The 15,171-nt window shown below is 59.8% G+C and carries 13 protein-coding genes; 8 read left to right on the forward strand and 5 right to left on the reverse strand.

Translation table 11 applies throughout. From position 1 onward, the window contains the following. Nucleotides 1-95 precede the first annotated feature (95 nt). Both lpxH and ACV8MC_RS16920 read right to left on the reverse strand, forming a co-directional pair. Nucleotides 96-842 carry a UDP-2,3-diacylglucosamine diphosphatase gene (gene lpxH / locus ACV8MC_RS16915; protein ID WP_056788853.1) on the reverse strand — a complete coding sequence of 249 codons (747 nt, stop codon included), beginning with the start codon at nucleotides 840-842 and terminating at the stop codon, nucleotides 96-98. After that, nucleotides 839-1,345 (reverse strand): peptidylprolyl isomerase, encoded by a 507-nt coding sequence (locus tag ACV8MC_RS16920; RefSeq protein WP_252876570.1) that lies wholly within the window; start codon nucleotides 1,343-1,345, stop codon nucleotides 839-841. Before ACV8MC_RS16920 ends, lpxH begins: the two co-directional genes overlap by 4 nt. Nucleotides 1,346-1,596: 251 nt before the next feature. On the opposite strand from ACV8MC_RS16920, the gene ACV8MC_RS16925 reads away from it, so the two are divergent. Further along, nucleotides 1,597-3,294, forward strand: a complete 1,698-nt coding sequence (locus ACV8MC_RS16925) for a glutamine--tRNA ligase/YqeY domain fusion protein (RefSeq protein ID WP_457262711.1) — start codon at nucleotides 1,597-1,599, stop codon at nucleotides 3,292-3,294. An 18-nt stretch (nucleotides 3,295-3,312) separates the two neighbouring features. Beyond that, nucleotides 3,313-4,695: a cysteine--tRNA ligase gene (cysS, locus tag ACV8MC_RS16930; protein WP_095182076.1), complete on the forward strand. Its 1,383-nt coding sequence runs from the start codon at nucleotides 3,313-3,315 to the stop codon at nucleotides 4,693-4,695. Nucleotides 4,696-4,876: 181 nt separating this feature from the next. Here cysS and ACV8MC_RS16935 read toward each other — a convergent pair whose 3' ends face one another. Further along, the gene (locus tag ACV8MC_RS16935) at nucleotides 4,877-6,712 is read right to left on the reverse strand and encodes a sigma-54-dependent Fis family transcriptional regulator (RefSeq protein ID WP_375122383.1); all 1,836 of its coding nucleotides are present in this window, start codon (nucleotides 6,710-6,712) and stop codon (nucleotides 4,877-4,879) included. Nucleotides 6,713-7,095: 383 nt separating this feature from the next. Here ACV8MC_RS16935 and ACV8MC_RS16940 point away from each other — a divergent pair, with 383 nt between their 5' ends. Genes ACV8MC_RS16940 through ACV8MC_RS16965 form a run of 6 tightly spaced genes read left to right on the forward strand, consistent with a single transcriptional unit; the run spans nucleotide 7,096 to nucleotide 13,048 of the window. Further along, nucleotides 7,096-8,190 (forward strand): ABC transporter ATP-binding protein, encoded by a 1,095-nt coding sequence (locus ACV8MC_RS16940; protein WP_016775291.1) that lies wholly within the window; start codon nucleotides 7,096-7,098, stop codon nucleotides 8,188-8,190. Then, nucleotides 8,190-9,302 (forward strand): ABC transporter ATP-binding protein, encoded by a 1,113-nt coding sequence (locus ACV8MC_RS16945; protein ID WP_252886431.1) that lies wholly within the window; start codon nucleotides 8,190-8,192, stop codon nucleotides 9,300-9,302. The genes ACV8MC_RS16940 and ACV8MC_RS16945 overlap by 1 nt, the downstream gene beginning before the upstream one ends. Further along, on the forward strand, nucleotides 9,299-10,165 hold the full coding sequence (locus tag ACV8MC_RS16950; RefSeq protein WP_007912484.1) for a carbohydrate ABC transporter permease: 867 nt from the start codon (nucleotides 9,299-9,301) through the stop codon (nucleotides 10,163-10,165). The genes ACV8MC_RS16945 and ACV8MC_RS16950 overlap by 4 nt, the downstream gene beginning before the upstream one ends. Nucleotides 10,166-10,174: 9 nt before the next feature. Next, a complete protein-coding gene (locus tag ACV8MC_RS16955) occupies nucleotides 10,175-10,975 on the forward strand; it encodes a carbohydrate ABC transporter permease (protein ID WP_024013421.1) in 801 nt (266 codons plus the stop codon). Nucleotides 10,976-10,985: 10 nt separating this feature from the next. After that, nucleotides 10,986-11,258, forward strand: coding sequence for a DUF2160 domain-containing protein (locus ACV8MC_RS16960; RefSeq protein ID WP_038861868.1), 273 nt, complete (start codon nucleotides 10,986-10,988; stop codon nucleotides 11,256-11,258). 47 nt (nucleotides 11,259-11,305) lie between these two features. Beyond that, on the forward strand, nucleotides 11,306-13,048 hold the full coding sequence (locus ACV8MC_RS16965) for an ABC transporter substrate-binding protein (RefSeq protein ID WP_016775286.1): 1,743 nt from the start codon (nucleotides 11,306-11,308) through the stop codon (nucleotides 13,046-13,048). 267 nt (nucleotides 13,049-13,315) lie between these two features. Here the strand turns inward: ACV8MC_RS16965 and ACV8MC_RS16970 are convergent, their stop codons facing one another. Beyond that, nucleotides 13,316-13,573: a hypothetical protein gene (locus tag ACV8MC_RS16970; protein ID WP_236168571.1), complete on the reverse strand. Its 258-nt coding sequence runs from the start codon at nucleotides 13,571-13,573 to the stop codon at nucleotides 13,316-13,318. 131 nt (nucleotides 13,574-13,704) lie between these two features. After that, nucleotides 13,705-15,168 carry an NADH-quinone oxidoreductase subunit NuoN gene (gene nuoN / locus ACV8MC_RS16975; protein ID WP_024013420.1) on the reverse strand — a complete coding sequence of 488 codons (1,464 nt, stop codon included), beginning with the start codon at nucleotides 15,166-15,168 and terminating at the stop codon, nucleotides 13,705-13,707. Nucleotides 15,169-15,171: the final 3 nt, after the last annotated feature.

Raw genomic sequence — 15,171 nt, forward strand, 5'->3', positions numbered from 1 at the left:
ACCGAGTCGAACTCAGGTTTTGAACTGCATGCGATCAGCTCCCTTTCCCCCTCGCCCCCCTGGGGGAGAGGGCTGGGGTGAGGGGGTAAAGCTCTTCAGCCGTGCGGCAATGCCAGCGGCGGGGCGAAATCGAACGGCGCCAAGGCATACCCGCTCTCATCCACCTGCAACGCCCAACCCTGACGATCCCAATCCCCCAGCACAATCCGCTTCGCCGCTTGTTCACCAAGCTGCAACTTGTGAATCGCCGGGCGGTGGGTGTGGCCGTGGATCAGAGTCTTCACGCCGAATTCCTGCATCACTCGCGGAATCTCTTCCGGGGTGACATCGACGATGTCATTGGCCTTCATCCGCGTCTGTGCGCGGCTTTCGCTGCGTAGCTTGCGCGCCAGTTTATGGCGGCTGCGCAGGGGCAGGTGACGGAGGATGAACAGGGTGATCGGGTTACGCAGATAACGCCGCAGCTTCATATAGCCAACGTCGCGGGTGCAGAGGCTGTCGCCGTGCATCAGCAGCACCGGCTCGCCGTAGAACTGCACGACACTCGGATCCTTCAGCAATGTGCAGCCGGCCTGTTTGCAGAAGGCCTTGCCGAGCATGAAGTCGCGATTGCCGTGCATCAGGAATATGGCCGTGCCGCTGTCGCTCAAATCGCGCAGGGCCTGGCAGATGGAACGCTGAAAGGGCGTCATGGCGTCGTCGCCAATCCACGCCTCGAAGAAGTCGCCGAGGATGTACAACGCACTCGCCGAGCGGGCGCGTCCGGCGAGCAAATCCAGAAACGCCCGGGTAATGTCCGGGCGCTCCTCTTCCAGATGCAAGTCTGAAATCAGCAATATCACGCTGCAATGATCTCGGCTTTCTCGATGATCACGTCGTCTGCTGGTACGTCCTGGTGGCCGGACTTGGAAGTGGTCGACACGCCTTTGATCTTGTCGACAACGTCGGTGCCGGCGGTCACTTTACCGAATACCGCGTAGCCCCAGCCCTGGACGTTCTTGCCGCTGTGGTTGAGGAAAGTGTTGTCGGCGACGTTGATGAAGAACTGCGCCGAAGCCGAATGCGGCTCCATGGTGCGGGCCATGGCGACGGTGTATTTGTCGTTGGAGAGACCGTTGTCCGCTTCGTTCTGGATGCTTGGACGCTTGTCTTTCTTTTCTTTCATGCCAGGCTCGAAACCGCCGCCCTGGATCATGAAGTTGCCGATGACGCGGTGGAATACGGTGTTGGTGTAGTGACCGGCGTTGACGTACTCGATGAAGTTGGCAACGGTGATCGGCGCCTTTTCAGCGTTCAGTTCGATGACGATGTCGCCATGGTTGGTGGTCAGTTTGACTTGAGTCATGGTCATTACTCTTCATAGGGAATTCGTGGTTCTGGGACCTTTAGCCCCACAACCGGTTCAGCCTGCTTCGGCCAAGGTGCGCAGTTTAGCGTGACAGGCGCGAATTTCGAGGCGGTTTTTCATTTCCCGGCGATTAAATGCGCTCCTTTATAAGCCGTGCTCTGTCAGCCCCTTGACAGCATCGGCTATGATAGCGGCTTTGTTTTGTCTGGCCCCTCTTTGCGGCCGCGCACCTGTACGTCAAGGATCCTATGAGCAAGCCCACTGTCGACCCTACCTCGAATGCCAAGTCCGGCCCTGCCGTGCCGGTCAACTTCCTGCGGCCGATCATCCAGGCAGACCTGGACTCGGGCAAGCACACCCAGATCGTGACTCGCTTCCCGCCGGAGCCCAACGGCTACCTGCACATCGGCCACGCCAAGTCGATCTGCGTCAACTTCGGCCTGGCCCAGGAGTTCGGCGGCGTCACGCACCTGCGTTTCGACGACACCAACCCGGCCAAGGAAGATCAGGAATACATCGACGCCATCGAAAGCGACGTCAAATGGCTGGGCTTCGAATGGTCCGGTGAAGTGCGCTACGCCTCGCAGTATTTCGACCAGTTGCACGACTGGGCCGTCGAGCTGATCAAGGCCGGCAAGGCCTACGTCGACGACCTGACCCCGGAGCAGGCCAAGGAATACCGTGGCAGCCTGACCGAGCCGGGCAAGAACAGCCCGTTCCGTGACCGTTCGGTTGAGGAAAACCTCGACCTGTTCTTGCGCATGAAGGCCGGTGAATTCCCCGACGGCGCGCGCGTGCTGCGGGCGAAGATCGACATGGCCTCGCCGAACATGAACCTGCGCGACCCGATCATGTATCGCATCCGCCACGCCCATCACCACCAGACCGGCGACAAGTGGTGCATCTATCCGAACTACGACTTCACCCATGGGCAGTCGGACGCCATCGAAGGCATCACCCATTCGATCTGCACCCTCGAGTTCGAAAGCCATCGCCCGCTGTACGAATGGTTCCTGGAGAACCTGCCGGTGCCGGCGAACCCGCGCCAGTACGAGTTCAGCCGCCTGAACCTGAACTACACGATCACCAGCAAGCGCAAGCTCAAGCAACTGGTTGACGAGAAGCACGTCAACGGCTGGGACGATCCGCGCATGTCCACGCTGTCGGGCTTCCGCCGCCGTGGCTACACGCCGAAATCGATCCGCAACTTCTGCGAAATGATCGGCACCAACCGTTCCGACGGTGTGGTTGATTTCGGCATGCTCGAATTCAGCATCCGTGACGACCTCGACCACAGCGCCCCGCGCGCCATGTGCGTGCTGCGTCCGCTGAAAGTGGTCATCACCAACTACCCGGAAGGCCAGGTCGAAAACCTCGAACTGCCACGCCACCCGAAAGAAGACATGGGCGTGCGCGCGTTGCCATTCGCTCGGGAAATCTACATCGACCGTGAAGACTTCATGGAAGAGCCGCCGAAGGGCTACAAGCGCCTGGAACCGGCCGGTGAAGTGCGTCTGCGCGGCAGCTACGTGATCCGCGCCGACGAAGCGATCAAGGACGCCGACGGCAACATCGTCGAACTGCGTTGCTCGTACGACCCGGATACCCTGGGCAAGAACCCGGAAGGGCGCAAGGTCAAGGGCGTGATCCACTGGGTGCCGGCCGCCGCCAGCGTCGAGTGCGAAGTACGTCTGTACGATCGCCTGTTCCGTTCGCCGAACCCGGAGAAGGCCGAAGACAGCGCCAGCTTCCTCGACAACATCAACCCTGACTCGCTGCAAGTGCTGACCGGTTGTCGCGCCGAGCCATCGCTCGGCAACGCACAGCCGGAAGACCGTTTCCAGTTCGAGCGCGAAGGCTACTTCGTCGCGGATCTGAAGGACTCGAAACCCGGTCAGCCGGTATTCAACCGTACCGTGACCCTGCGTGATTCGTGGGGCCAGTGAGTGAGTCAAGGAACTAACGTGCTAACGATCTACAACACGCTCACCAAGAGCAAAGAAGTCTTCAAGCCGCTTGATGGCAACAAGGTGCGCATGTACGTCTGCGGGATGACCGTGTACGACTACTGCCACCTCGGCCACGGCCGCAGCATGGTCGCGTTCGACCTGGTGACGCGCTGGCTGCGCTTCAGCGGTTATGACCTGACCTACGTGCGCAACATCACCGACATCGACGACAAGATCATCAATCGTGCGCGCGAGAACGGTGAATCGTTCGAAGCGCTGACCGAGCGCATGATCGCCGCGATGCACGAAGACGAAGCGCGCCTGAACATCCAGAAGCCGGACATGGAACCGCGCGCCACCGATCACATCGCTGGCATGCACGCGATGATCCAGACCCTGATCGACAAGGGCTACGCCTACGCACCGGGCAATGGCGACGTGTACTACCGCGTCGCCAAGTTCATGGGCTACGGCAAGCTGTCGCGCAAGAAGATCGAAGATTTGCGCATTGGCGCGCGCATCGAAGTCGATGAGTCGAAACAAGACCCGCTCGACTTCGTCCTGTGGAAAGCCGCCAAGCCGGGCGAGCCGAGCTGGGAATCGCCATGGGGCGCCGGGCGTCCGGGCTGGCACATCGAGTGCTCGGTGATGTCGACCTGCTGCCTCGGTGAGACTTTCGATATTCATGGCGGCGGCAGCGACCTGGAGTTCCCGCACCACGAAAACGAAATCGCCCAGAGCGAAGCGGCCACCGGCAAGACCTACGCCAACGCGTGGATGCATTGCGGCATGATTCGCATCAATGGCGAGAAGATGTCCAAGTCCTTGAACAACTTCTTCACCATCCGCGACGTGCTCGACAAGTACCACCCGGAAGTGGTGCGTTACCTGTTGGTCTCGAGCCACTACCGCAGCGCGATCAACTATTCGGAAGACAACCTCAAGGACGCCAAGGGCGCACTGGAGCGTTTCTACCATGCGCTGAAAGGCCTGCCGAGCGTGGCGCCGGCCGGTGGCGAGGCGTTCGTCGAGCGTTTCACCACGGTGATGAACGACGACTTCGGCACCCCTGAAGCGTGCGCTGTGCTGTTCGAGATGGTGCGCGAGATCAACCGTCTGCGCGAGAGCGATCTTGATGCAGCGGCGGGGCTGGCGGCACGTCTGAAAGAACTGGCGAGTGTGCTGGGGGTGTTGCAACTTGAGGCCGATGACTTCCTGCAGGCGGGCGCTGAAGGGCGTGTCGATGCGGCTGAAGTCGATGCACTGATTGCGGCGCGTCTGGCGGCTCGGGCGAGTAAGGATTGGGCTGAGTCCGATCGTATCCGTGATCAGCTGACGGCGATGGGTGTCGTGCTGGAAGATGGCAAGGGTGGCACTACCTGGCGTCTGGCTGACTGAGGCCCAAAGCCCCTACCATGATCATTCCCACGCTCTGCGTGGGAATGCCTCAACGGACGCTCCGCGTTCGGCTCTGTAGGGACGCGGAGCGTCCCGGGCTGCGTTCCCACGCGGAGCGTGGGAACGATCGATCCCCTGTGGGAGCGAGCCTGCTCGCGAAGAGGCCCGTCCAGACAACTTGTCATTCAGCCTGCCGCAACCGCTTGTAAAGCGTATTCCGGCTAACCCCCAACCGCCGCGCCAGATGCGAAATATTTCCCCCGGCCGCCTTCAACTCGCGATTCAACGCCTCAACATCATTCAAATCCAGCCCCAGCGGCGCCGCTGTTTCCACCGGCTCCATCTCCAGATCGACAAAAAAATCATCCGGCAAATGCTCCGGTCGCACTGGTTGTTCCTCGGCCATGGCCAACGCCACCTGCATCACGCTGCTGACCTGACGCAAATTCCCCGGCCACGGATGCTTGTCAAACAACTCCAGAACTTCAGGGCTCAGCCCCGCCCATTGCGTCGGCTCGCGATGCTGCTCCCACAGTCGTTTGAACAGCGCCTGCTTGTCACTGCGCTCACGTAACGGCGGCAGCTCCAGGGTCAGGCCGCCGATGCGGTAATACAAATCTTCGCGGAAGCGGCCCAGTTGCACCTGCTCGCGCAACGAACGGTTGGTCGCGGAAATGATCCGCAAATCAACCGGGAACAACTCGCTGCTACCCACCGGCTGCACGCAGCGCTCTTGCAACACGCGCAACAAACGCGCCTGGGTCGGCAGCGGCATGTCACCGATCTCATCGAGAAACAGCGTGCCTTTGTCGGCCTTGCGGATCAGGCCGATGCTGCCTTTCTGGTTGGCCCCGGTGAACGCGCCTTTCTCGTAACCGAACAACTCGGACTCGACCAGTTCAGCGGGGATCGCTGCACAGTTCACCGCGATGAATGCCTGTTTTTGCCGGGAGCTGGCTTGGTGCAAGGCTTTGACGAACACTTCCTTGCCGACGCCGGTTTCACCGTGAATCAGTAGCGGAATGTCTTTCTCCAGCAAACGCTCGGCCTGGCGCACGGCTTTTTCCACACGGCTGTCGCCGAAATGCAGCGTGTTGAGGCTGATCACGCTGGCTGGCGCAGGCTTGTCCTCGGCGACAAACACCCGCGCTTGCACCGGCGCCTGTTTCGGCCGTTTCAGCAAACACTGGAAACGGTTGCGCCCGGAGGTCTGCAAAGCAAACGGCAAACCCTCGGGCTGATTGATCAACTCCAGCAGCGACACCTTGAACAGGCTTTCAACGCTGACGCGCGACAAACGCACACCGAGCAAATTGTCGGCACGGCGATTGGCCGACAGCACTTGACCGCTTTCATCGAAGATCAGCAACCCGGCCCACTGGCTGTCGAGGTTGTTCAACCCGGTGTTGAAGGTCAGTTGAAAATGCTGGCCATGGAACAGGTTGAGGATCAGCCGGTTTTCCACGGTCTGGCTCATCATCTTGACCATGCCGAGGGTGTGCGAGGGTGGCAGATAGCTGTCGCTGGAGACATCGAGCACGGCGATGACCTTGCGCTCGGCGTCGAAAATCGGCGCGGCGGAGCCGGTCATGAAGCGGTTGGCCTTGAGGAAGTGTTCATCGTGTTCGATGTGCACAGCCTGCTCACAGGCCAGTGCGGTGCCGATCGCGTTGGTGCCGCTGCTGCGCTCCATCCAGCTCGCCCCAGCCTGAAAGCCCCGGGCCAGATTTGGTTCGATAAAGCGCTGTGTGCCCCATGAGGTCAGCACCTGGCCCTGATTGTCGGCGAGCATGATCAGGCAGTTGGAATTGCTTAGAATGTTTTCGTAGTAGGGCAGGACTTCCTGATGCGTGGTCTGCACCAGCGAATGATGGCTGTCGAGCAACCGTGCAATGCCGGCGGCGGGCAATTGATCAAAGGCCGGGGCGCTCTGGTGATCGAGGCCGAACGCGCGGCAACGTTGCCAGGAGGTCTGGACGATCGCGTCGTGGGACAGCGGCGAAGCAGGTGCGGCCATGGGGGCGAGCCTCTGAGTGCAGCGATTTTATTATTGTTATGAGCCCGATCTTCAAAACTACACAAATCCCCATGTGGGAGCGAGCCTGCTCGCGAAAGCGTCGGCTCAGTCAATGGATTCATTGAATGACACACCGCTTTCGCGAGCAGGCTCGCTCCCACAGGGGATCCATTTTGCATTCAGGATTGGGCAAAAGCGTGCATAGAGTGTTGTTCACTATTGTTCATTGTCAATCACCCCGACTGTTCAAAAGTGTTCAGCTGTGAACGCCGCTTGCCCCCGTAAACACTGCTTCTCAAGACAAATCAACCACTTGCCATTTCTGGCACGAATGTCGCTCTGTTGCTCCGGTCGCTTGACTCCAAAAATAAAAAGGCCGAGCCATGTCACTCACCCTGGAGCACGTCAGCCGTACCGTCGAGGGCCAGATCTGGATCGACGATGCGTGCCTGAAATTCGAACCCGGATCCTTCAACGTTCTGCTCGGGCGCACCCTGTCCGGCAAGACCAGCCTCATGCGCCTGATGGCCGGCCTCGACAAGCCCGACAGCGGCCGCGTGCTGATGAACGGCGTCGACGTCACCCAGCGCCCGGTGCGGCTGCGCAACGTGTCGATGGTCTATCAGCAGTTCATCAATTACCCGACCATGACGGTGTTCGAGAACATCGCCTCGCCACTGCGTCAGGCCGGCATCTCGAAAGAGATCATCCACAGCAAGGTGCAGGAAACCGCACGCATGCTGCGCATCGAGAAGTTCTTGCAGCGCTATCCGCTGGAGCTGTCCGGCGGACAGCAGCAGCGCACGGCCATGGCCCGCGCGCTGGTCAAGGATGCTGAACTGATCCTCTTCGACGAGCCTTTGGTCAACCTCGACTACAAGCTGCGCGAAGAGCTGCGTCAGGAAATGCGCGAGCTGTTCAAGGCCCGTCACACCATCGCCATTTACGCCACCACCGAGCCTAACGAAGCGCTGGCCCTCGGCGGCACCACGACCATCCTGCACGAAGGCCGGGTGATTCAGAGCGGCCCGTCGACCGAGGTCTATCACCAGCCGCAGTCGGTGCTCGCCGCTGAATTGTTCTCCGAACCGCCGATCAACCTCATGCCGGGACGCATTGCCGGCAACGAAGTCAGCTTCGCCAACTTCGTCCACTTTCCGTTGAACGTCGATCTGCGCCCGGTGGGCGAGGGTGAGTTCCGCTTCGGCGTACGCCCGAGTCATATCTCGCTGGTGCCGAGCAACGATGACGATCTCGAATTGGCCGTGACCGTCGAGGTCGCCGAAATCAGCGGTTCGGAAACCTTCCTGCATGTGCGCAACGAGCATTTTCTGCTGGTGCTGCACTTGCCGGGTGTTCATGAATACGACGTCGATGCGCCGATCCGCATCTATATCCCGACCCACAAACTGTTCGTTTTCGATGCGCAGGGCCGTCTGGTGCAAGCACCGGGCCGGCGTGTCGCGAGGGTTGCCTGATGGCCGAAATCCGTTTGCAGCACCTCGCCCACAGCTACAGCAAAACCCCGAGCGGCGCGGAGGATTATGCGATCCGCGAGATGGATCACGTCTGGGAGCAGGGTGGCGCCTATGCTTTGCTCGGCCCGTCCGGTTGCGGCAAGTCGACCTTGCTCAACATCATTTCCGGCCTGCTCAGCCCGTCCCAGGGCCATGTGCTGTTTGACGGCAAAGCGGTCAACGACCTCACGCCGGAGAAGCGCAACATCGCCCAGGTTTTCCAGTTTCCGGTGGTCTACGACACCATGACCGTGTTCGACAACCTCGCTTTCCCGCTGCGCAATCAGGGCATGGCCGAGGCGAAAGTGCACAGCAAGGTGCAGGAAATTGCCGAAGTGCTCGACCTGCAGAATCTGCTGAGCAAGAAGGCGCGCAATCTCACCGCCGACGAAAAGCAGAAAGTCTCCATGGGTCGTGGACTGGTGCGCGATGACGTCTCGGCAATCCTCTTCGATGAGCCGCTGACGGTGATCGACCCGCACTTGAAGTGGAAACTGCGGCGCAAGCTCAAGCAGATCCACGAGCAGTTCAACATCACCATGGTCTACGTCACCCACGATCAACTGGAAGCCTCGACCTTCGCTGACAAGATCGCGGTGATGTACGGCGGTCAGATCGTCCAGTTCGGTACACCTCGGGAATTGTTCGAGCGGCCGAGCCACACCTTTGTCGGCTATTTCATCGGCAGCCCGGGGATGAATCTGATCGAGGTGCAGCCGCAGTCCGGTGGCGTCGGTTTCGCCTCGACGCACCTGCCGTTATCCGACGCCTTGCAGCGCCATATCGAGCACGGCCAGTGGAAAAATCTCAAGGTCGGCATCCGCCCCGAGTTCATTCATGTGTGGGACGAGCCGTTTGACGACGCGATGCAGGCCGAAGTCGTACACGTCGAAGACCTCGGCACCTACAAGATCATGACCCTCAACCTCGACGGCGTACCGTTGAAGGTGCGTCTGGCTGAAGACAAACCGGTGCCTCAGGGCACGGCTTACATCAGCTTCCCGGCGCAATGGCTGATGGTCTATGCCGACGAATTTCTCCTGGAAGTCAGCGACGAGGAGGCGCAGCCATGAACAAAGTGCAGAACAACAAGGCCTGGTGGCTGGTGTTGCCGGTGTTCCTGCTGGTGGCGTTCAGTGCGGTGATCCCGATGATGACCGTGGTCAACTATTCGGTGCAGGACATCTTCGACCAGTCCAGCCGCTACTTCGTTGGTGCCGACTGGTACAAGCAAGTGTTGCTCGATCCGCGTCTGCACGACTCGCTGCTGCGCCAGTTCATCTATTCGGCGTGCGTGCTGCTGATTGAAATTCCGCTGGGCATCGCCGTCGCGCTGACCATGCCGACCAAGGGCCGCTGGTCTTCGGTGGTGCTGATCATTCTGGCGATACCGCTGCTGATTCCGTGGAACGTGGTCGGCACCATTTGGCAGATCTTCGGCCGCGCCGACATCGGCCTGCTCGGTTCCAGCCTCAACGCGATGGGCATCAGCTACAACTACGCGGCCAACACCATGGACGCCTGGGTGACGGTGCTGGTGATGGACGTCTGGCATTGGACTTCTCTGGTCGCGCTGTTGTGTTTCTCCGGCCTGCGGGCGATTCCCGACGTCTATTACCAGGCCGCGCGGATCGATCGCGCCTCGGCCTGGGCAGTGTTCCGCCACATTCAATTGCCCAAACTGAAAAGCGTACTGCTGATCGCGGTGATGCTGCGTTTCATGGACAGTTTCATGATCTACACCGAGCCTTTCGTGCTCACCGGCGGCGGGCCGGGCAATGCCACGACCTTCTTGAGTCAGACGTTGACGCAGATGGCTGTAGGGCAATTCGACCTCGGTCCGGCAGCGGCGTTTTCGCTGGTGTACTTCCTGATCATCCTGTTGGTGTCCTGGCTGTTCTATACCGCCATGACGCACTCCGACGCCAACCGCTGAGGCCCGGCCATGAGCAAGAAAAAGCTTATTCCGTTGCTGGTCTACATCCTGTTTCTGCTGGTGCCGATCTACTGGCTGCTGAACATGTCGTTCAAGAGCAACACCGAAATCCTCGGCGGCCTGACGCTTTTCCCACAGGACTTCACGCTGGCGAACTACAAGGTGATCTTCACTGATCCGAGCTGGTACACCGGCTACTTGAACTCGCTGTATTACGTCAGCCTCAACACGGTGATTTCCCTGAGCGTGGCGTTACCGGCGGCTTACGCGTTTTCACGCTATCGTTTCCTCGGCGACAAGCATCTGTTCTTCTGGCTGCTGACCAATCGCATGGCGCCGCCGGCGGTGTTCTTGCTGCCGTTCTTCCAGTTGTATTCGTCGATCGGCCTTTTCGACACGCATATCGCCGTGGCTTTGGCGCACTGCCTGTTCAACGTGCCGCTGGCGGTGTGGATTCTCGAAGGTTTCATGTCCGGCGTGCCCAAGGAGATCGACGAAACGGCCTACATCGACGGCTACAGTTTCCCTAAGTTCTTCGTGAAGATTTTCATCCCGTTGATCGGCTCCGGTATCGGCGTCACGGCGTTTTTCTGCTTCATGTTTTCCTGGGTCGAACTGCTGCTGGCGCGCACGCTGACCTCGGTCAACGCCAAGCCGATTGCGGCAGTGATGACGCGCACGGTGTCGGCATCGGGGATCGATTGGGGCGTGCTGGCAGCGGCGGGGGTGTTGACCATCCTGCCGGGCATGCTGGTGATCTGGTTTGTGCGCAACCACGTGGCCAAGGGCTTTGCCCTCGGTCGAGTCTGAGGAGCTGATGATGGAATGGATGAGCTGGACGACACCGACCGCCGCGTTCTTCATCGGCATCGGTCTGATTCTGGTGGGCATGACCACCTGGGAATTGCGCTCGCCGAGCATTCTGCGGCGCGGGTTTCTGCCGATTGCCACCACCCGTGGCGATCGCTTGTTTATCGGTCTTCTCGGCAGCGCCTACCTGCATTTGCTGGTAATCGGCGTCACCGACTGGAGCATCTGGGTGGCGTCCGCGTTGTCCCTGGTGTGGCTGTTGGCTGTGATGCGTTGGGGCTAGTCGAATCGTTCGGCAACGCGGCTCCACAACTTAAACAGGAGGTCTCTATGTTCGATAAAAACAATAAGCTGCGACATAGCATTTCATTGGCAGCCATGCTGGCACTCAGCGGTCTGAGCGCATCTGCCTGGGCCGACGCCTACGAAGATGCTGCGAAAAAATGGATCGGCAGCGAGTTCAAACCCTCGACCCTGACGGCCGAACAGCAGCTTGAAGAATTGAAGTGGTTCATCAAGGCCGCCGAGCCGTTTCGTGGCATGGACATCAAGGTCGTTTCCGAAACCCTGACCACCCACGAATACGAGTCCAAGGTGCTGGCCAAGGCCTTCAGCGAAATCACCGGGATCAAACTCACCCACGACCTGCTGCAGGAAGGCGACGTGGTCGAGAAAATGCAGACGGTGATGCAGTCGGACAAGAACATCTATGACGGCTGGGTCAACGACTCCGACCTCATCGGCACGCACTTTCGCTACGGCAAGACCGAATCGATCACCGACCTGATGGCCAACGAGGGCAAAAACTTCACTTCGCCGACCCTCGACATCAAGGACTTCATCGGCATCTCCTTCACCACCGCGCCGGACGGCAAGATCTATCAACTGCCCGACCAGCAATTCGCCAACCTGTACTGGTTCCGTGCCGACTGGTTCGAACGCGCCGATCTGAAAGCCAAGTTCAAGGAAAAGTACGGCTACGAATTAGGCGTGCCGGTGAACTGGTCGGCCTATGAAGACATCGCCAAATTCTTCAGCGAAGACGTCAAGGAAATCGACGGCAAACGCGTCTACGGCCACATGGATTACGGCAAGAAAGACCCGTCGCTGGGCTGGCGTTTCACCGACGCCTGGTTCTCCATGGCCGGTGGCGGCGACAAGGGACTGCCCAACGGCTTGCCGGTGGACGAGTGGGGGATCCGCGTCGAGGACTGCCACCCGGTCGGCTCCAGCGTGACCCGTGGCGGCGACACCAACGGCCCGGCGGCCGTGTTTGCCACCACCAAATACGTCGACTGGCTGAAGAAATACGCGCCACCGGAAGCGGCCGGCATGACCTTCTCCGAGTCCGGCCCGGTGCCCTCGCAGGGCAACATCGCCCAGCAGATTTTCTGGTACACCGCGTTCACCGCCGACATGACCAAACCCGGCCTGCCGGTGGTCAACGCCGACGGCACGCCGAAATGGCGCATGGCGCCGTCGCCTAAAGGCCCGTATTGGGAAGAGGGCATGAAGCTCGGCTATCAGGATGTGGGGTCGTGGACATTCATGAAATCCACGCCTGAGAAACAGAAACTCGCGGCGTGGCTGTACGCGCAGTTCGTGACCTCGAAAACTGTTTCGCTGAAGAAAACCATCGTCGGTCTGACACCTATTCGCGAGTCGGACATCAACTCGCAGGCGATGACCGATCTGGCGCCGAAACTCGGTGGTCTGGTCGAGTTCTATCGCAGCCCGGCCCGCGTGCAATGGTCGCCGACCGGCACCAACGTGCCCGACTATCCACGTCTGGCGCAACTGTGGTGGAGCCATATCGCCGAAGCCGCCAGCGGCGAGAAGACCCCACAACAGGCGCTTGATGGCCTGGCCAAGGATCAGGACCGCATCATGGAACGCCTCGAACGCTCCAAGGCCCAGGCCACTTGCGCGCCGAAGATGAACCCGGAACGCGATGCGCAATACTGGTTCGATCAGCCGGGCGCACCGAAACCGAAACTGGCCAACGAGAAGCCGAAGGGTGAAACGGTGAGCTATAGCGAACTGCTGAAATCCTGGGCGGATGCGCGCAAATGATGTTGGAAATGTGAGAAGCGAACGGCACCGGAAGGTGCCGTTTTTTTTGCTGCCTGATCTGCCGCTTTCGCGAGCAGGCTCGCTCTCACAATGGATAGGTCTGCTCAAAAACATCCGATGACACCTTAGGTCCCTGTGGGAGCGAGCCTGCTCGCGAAAGCGGTGGGTCAGCCGACGCATTTTTAACTGACATGACGTCATTGCGGGCAGGTTCACCTCCAAGCGGGATATCTGTAGAAATGACGGATTAAGGAACCACCGGTAGCTTTAGCTTTCGAAGGAGTCCAGCAAGGCGTCAGGCAGTGGTGCATCAAAGTCATCGGAAGTTTTGTATCTGCCCTTCATTAAACCAATACGTTTTACCGGCGGTTTCTCCTCGGTTATTTCGCTTTGGCGTTGCTCAGTCAATGTGCCTGAATCATCCGACAACTCTGAAATGATATTGCGCTTCATGGTTCGTGGATCTCCATTTGATAGGTGATTCTCAAATTTAACCGCAATTACCTTCTGCGCTATATCAGCCATTGCTCACTCCTTTGAAGGCAAATTCCTGAAAAGGAGAGAGCGTTTAAGGTCAAAAAGATCGCAGCCTTAAATCCCACAAAAAACGGCACCCGAAGGTGCCGTTTTCATTTCCAGCCAGATCAGCCGAGCAATCAGCCCGCCAGACCCGCCTGTTGTACCAGCACCAGCAATGGCTGCGGGTACACGCCCAGGAAGAATGCGACCAGGGCGATGGCCAGCAGCATCACGCCGCCTGCTTTCTGTTCCCAGTGCAGCTGGGCGTCGTGGCGACGCAGGTTTGGCTCGATCAGGTACAGGGTGACCATCACGCGCAGGTAGTAGAACACCCCGATGGCGCTGCCCAGTACCAGTGCGCCGACCAGCCACCACTGACGCGTTTCGACGCCGCTGGCGATGATGTAGAACTTGCCGATGAAGCCAGCGGTCAGCGGAATGCCGGCCAGGGACAGCATCATCACGGTGAGCACGGCGGTCAGGTACGGACGGCGCCAGAACAGGCCGCGGTACTCGTACAGGGCGTCGGCGTCGCGGCCGTTGTACGGCGAGGACATCAGGGTGATCACGCCGAACGCGCCGAGGCTGGTGATGACATAAGTCACCAGATAGACGCCGATGGCTTCCACCGCCAGACCCTTGCTCGCCACCAGCGCGATCAGCAGATAGCCGAAGTGCGCAATCGACGAGTAACCGAGCAGACGCTTGAGGTTGCTCTGGGTCAGGGCCAGCAGGTTACCGAACAGGATCGAGGCGACCGCGATAACGCTGAGCACATCGCTCAGCACACCACTGCTGGCAGCAGGGGAGAGCTGGAACAGACGCACCATCACCGCAAACACCGCCACCTTCGAAGCGGTGGCGAGGAACGCCGCCACCGGTGCCGGAGCACCTTCGTAGACGTCCGGCGTCCACAGGTGGAACGGTACCAGCGACAGCTTGAACGCCAGACCGATCAGCATCATGCCCAGGCCCAGTTGCGCCAGCGGGCTTGGCAGGCCGGTCGCGGCCAGGGCCTGACCGATGCCGACGAAGCTCAGCGAACCGGCGTCGGCGTAGAGCAGCGCCATACCGAACAGCAGGAACGCGGAACCGGCGGCCGACAGCACCATGTACTTGATGCCGGCTTCCAGCGAACGCTTGTTGAAGAAGGCGTAAGCCACCAGACCGTAGACCGGTACCGAGAGCAGTTCCAGACCGATGAACAACCCGGCCAGGTGCTGCGCGCTGACCAAAACCAGACCACCGGCGGCGGCCATCAGGATCAGCAGGTACAGTTCTTCGCGGTTGCCCGGGTAGCCCGAACCGCCATCACCCAGATAAGCGTGGGCGAGGGTGACGCAGGCGAGCGTGGCGACCAGGATCATCGCCATGTACAGACAGGCAAACGCGTCGATCTGCAGCAACGGGGTCACGGCCAGAGGCGCGACTTTCAACGCAGGCAGGATCGACAGCAGGGCCAGGTTCAGACCCGCCACCGAAATCAGGAAGGTCTGCGAGTGGTTGCGGCGCCAGGCGATTGCCAGCATCACCACGATAATGGTGAGGCTGGTGATCAACAGTGGCGCAAGCGCAATAAAGTGTTGAATCGTGAATTCCATAGC

It is taken from the genome of Pseudomonas sp. PK-RTE-24 (assembly GCF_054052265.1).

What these genes read in the sequence shown, in the direction of transcription:
- ACV8MC_RS16920 (WP_252876570.1), bottom strand. Translation starts at nt 1,345, where the DNA reads ATGACTCAAGTCAAACTGACCACCAACCATGGCGACATCGTCATCGAA.
- ACV8MC_RS16925 (WP_457262711.1), top strand. Translation starts at nt 1,597, where the DNA reads ATGAGCAAGCCCACTGTCGACCCTACCTCGAATGCCAAGTCCGGCCCT.
- ACV8MC_RS16935 (WP_375122383.1), bottom strand. Translation starts at nt 6,712, where the DNA reads ATGGCCGCACCTGCTTCGCCGCTGTCCCACGACGCGATCGTCCAGACC.
- ACV8MC_RS16940 (WP_016775291.1), top strand. Translation starts at nt 7,096, where the DNA reads ATGTCACTCACCCTGGAGCACGTCAGCCGTACCGTCGAGGGCCAGATC.
- ACV8MC_RS16945 (WP_252886431.1), top strand. Translation starts at nt 8,190, where the DNA reads ATGGCCGAAATCCGTTTGCAGCACCTCGCCCACAGCTACAGCAAAACC.
- ACV8MC_RS16950 (WP_007912484.1), top strand. Translation starts at nt 9,299, where the DNA reads ATGAACAAAGTGCAGAACAACAAGGCCTGGTGGCTGGTGTTGCCGGTG.
- ACV8MC_RS16955 (WP_024013421.1), top strand. Translation starts at nt 10,175, where the DNA reads ATGAGCAAGAAAAAGCTTATTCCGTTGCTGGTCTACATCCTGTTTCTG.
- ACV8MC_RS16960 (WP_038861868.1), top strand. Translation starts at nt 10,986, where the DNA reads ATGGAATGGATGAGCTGGACGACACCGACCGCCGCGTTCTTCATCGGC.
- ACV8MC_RS16965 (WP_016775286.1), top strand. Translation starts at nt 11,306, where the DNA reads ATGTTCGATAAAAACAATAAGCTGCGACATAGCATTTCATTGGCAGCC.
- ACV8MC_RS16970 (WP_236168571.1), bottom strand. Translation starts at nt 13,573, where the DNA reads ATGGCTGATATAGCGCAGAAGGTAATTGCGGTTAAATTTGAGAATCAC.
- nuoN (WP_024013420.1), bottom strand. Translation starts at nt 15,168, where the DNA reads ATGGAATTCACGATTCAACACTTTATTGCGCTTGCGCCACTGTTGATC.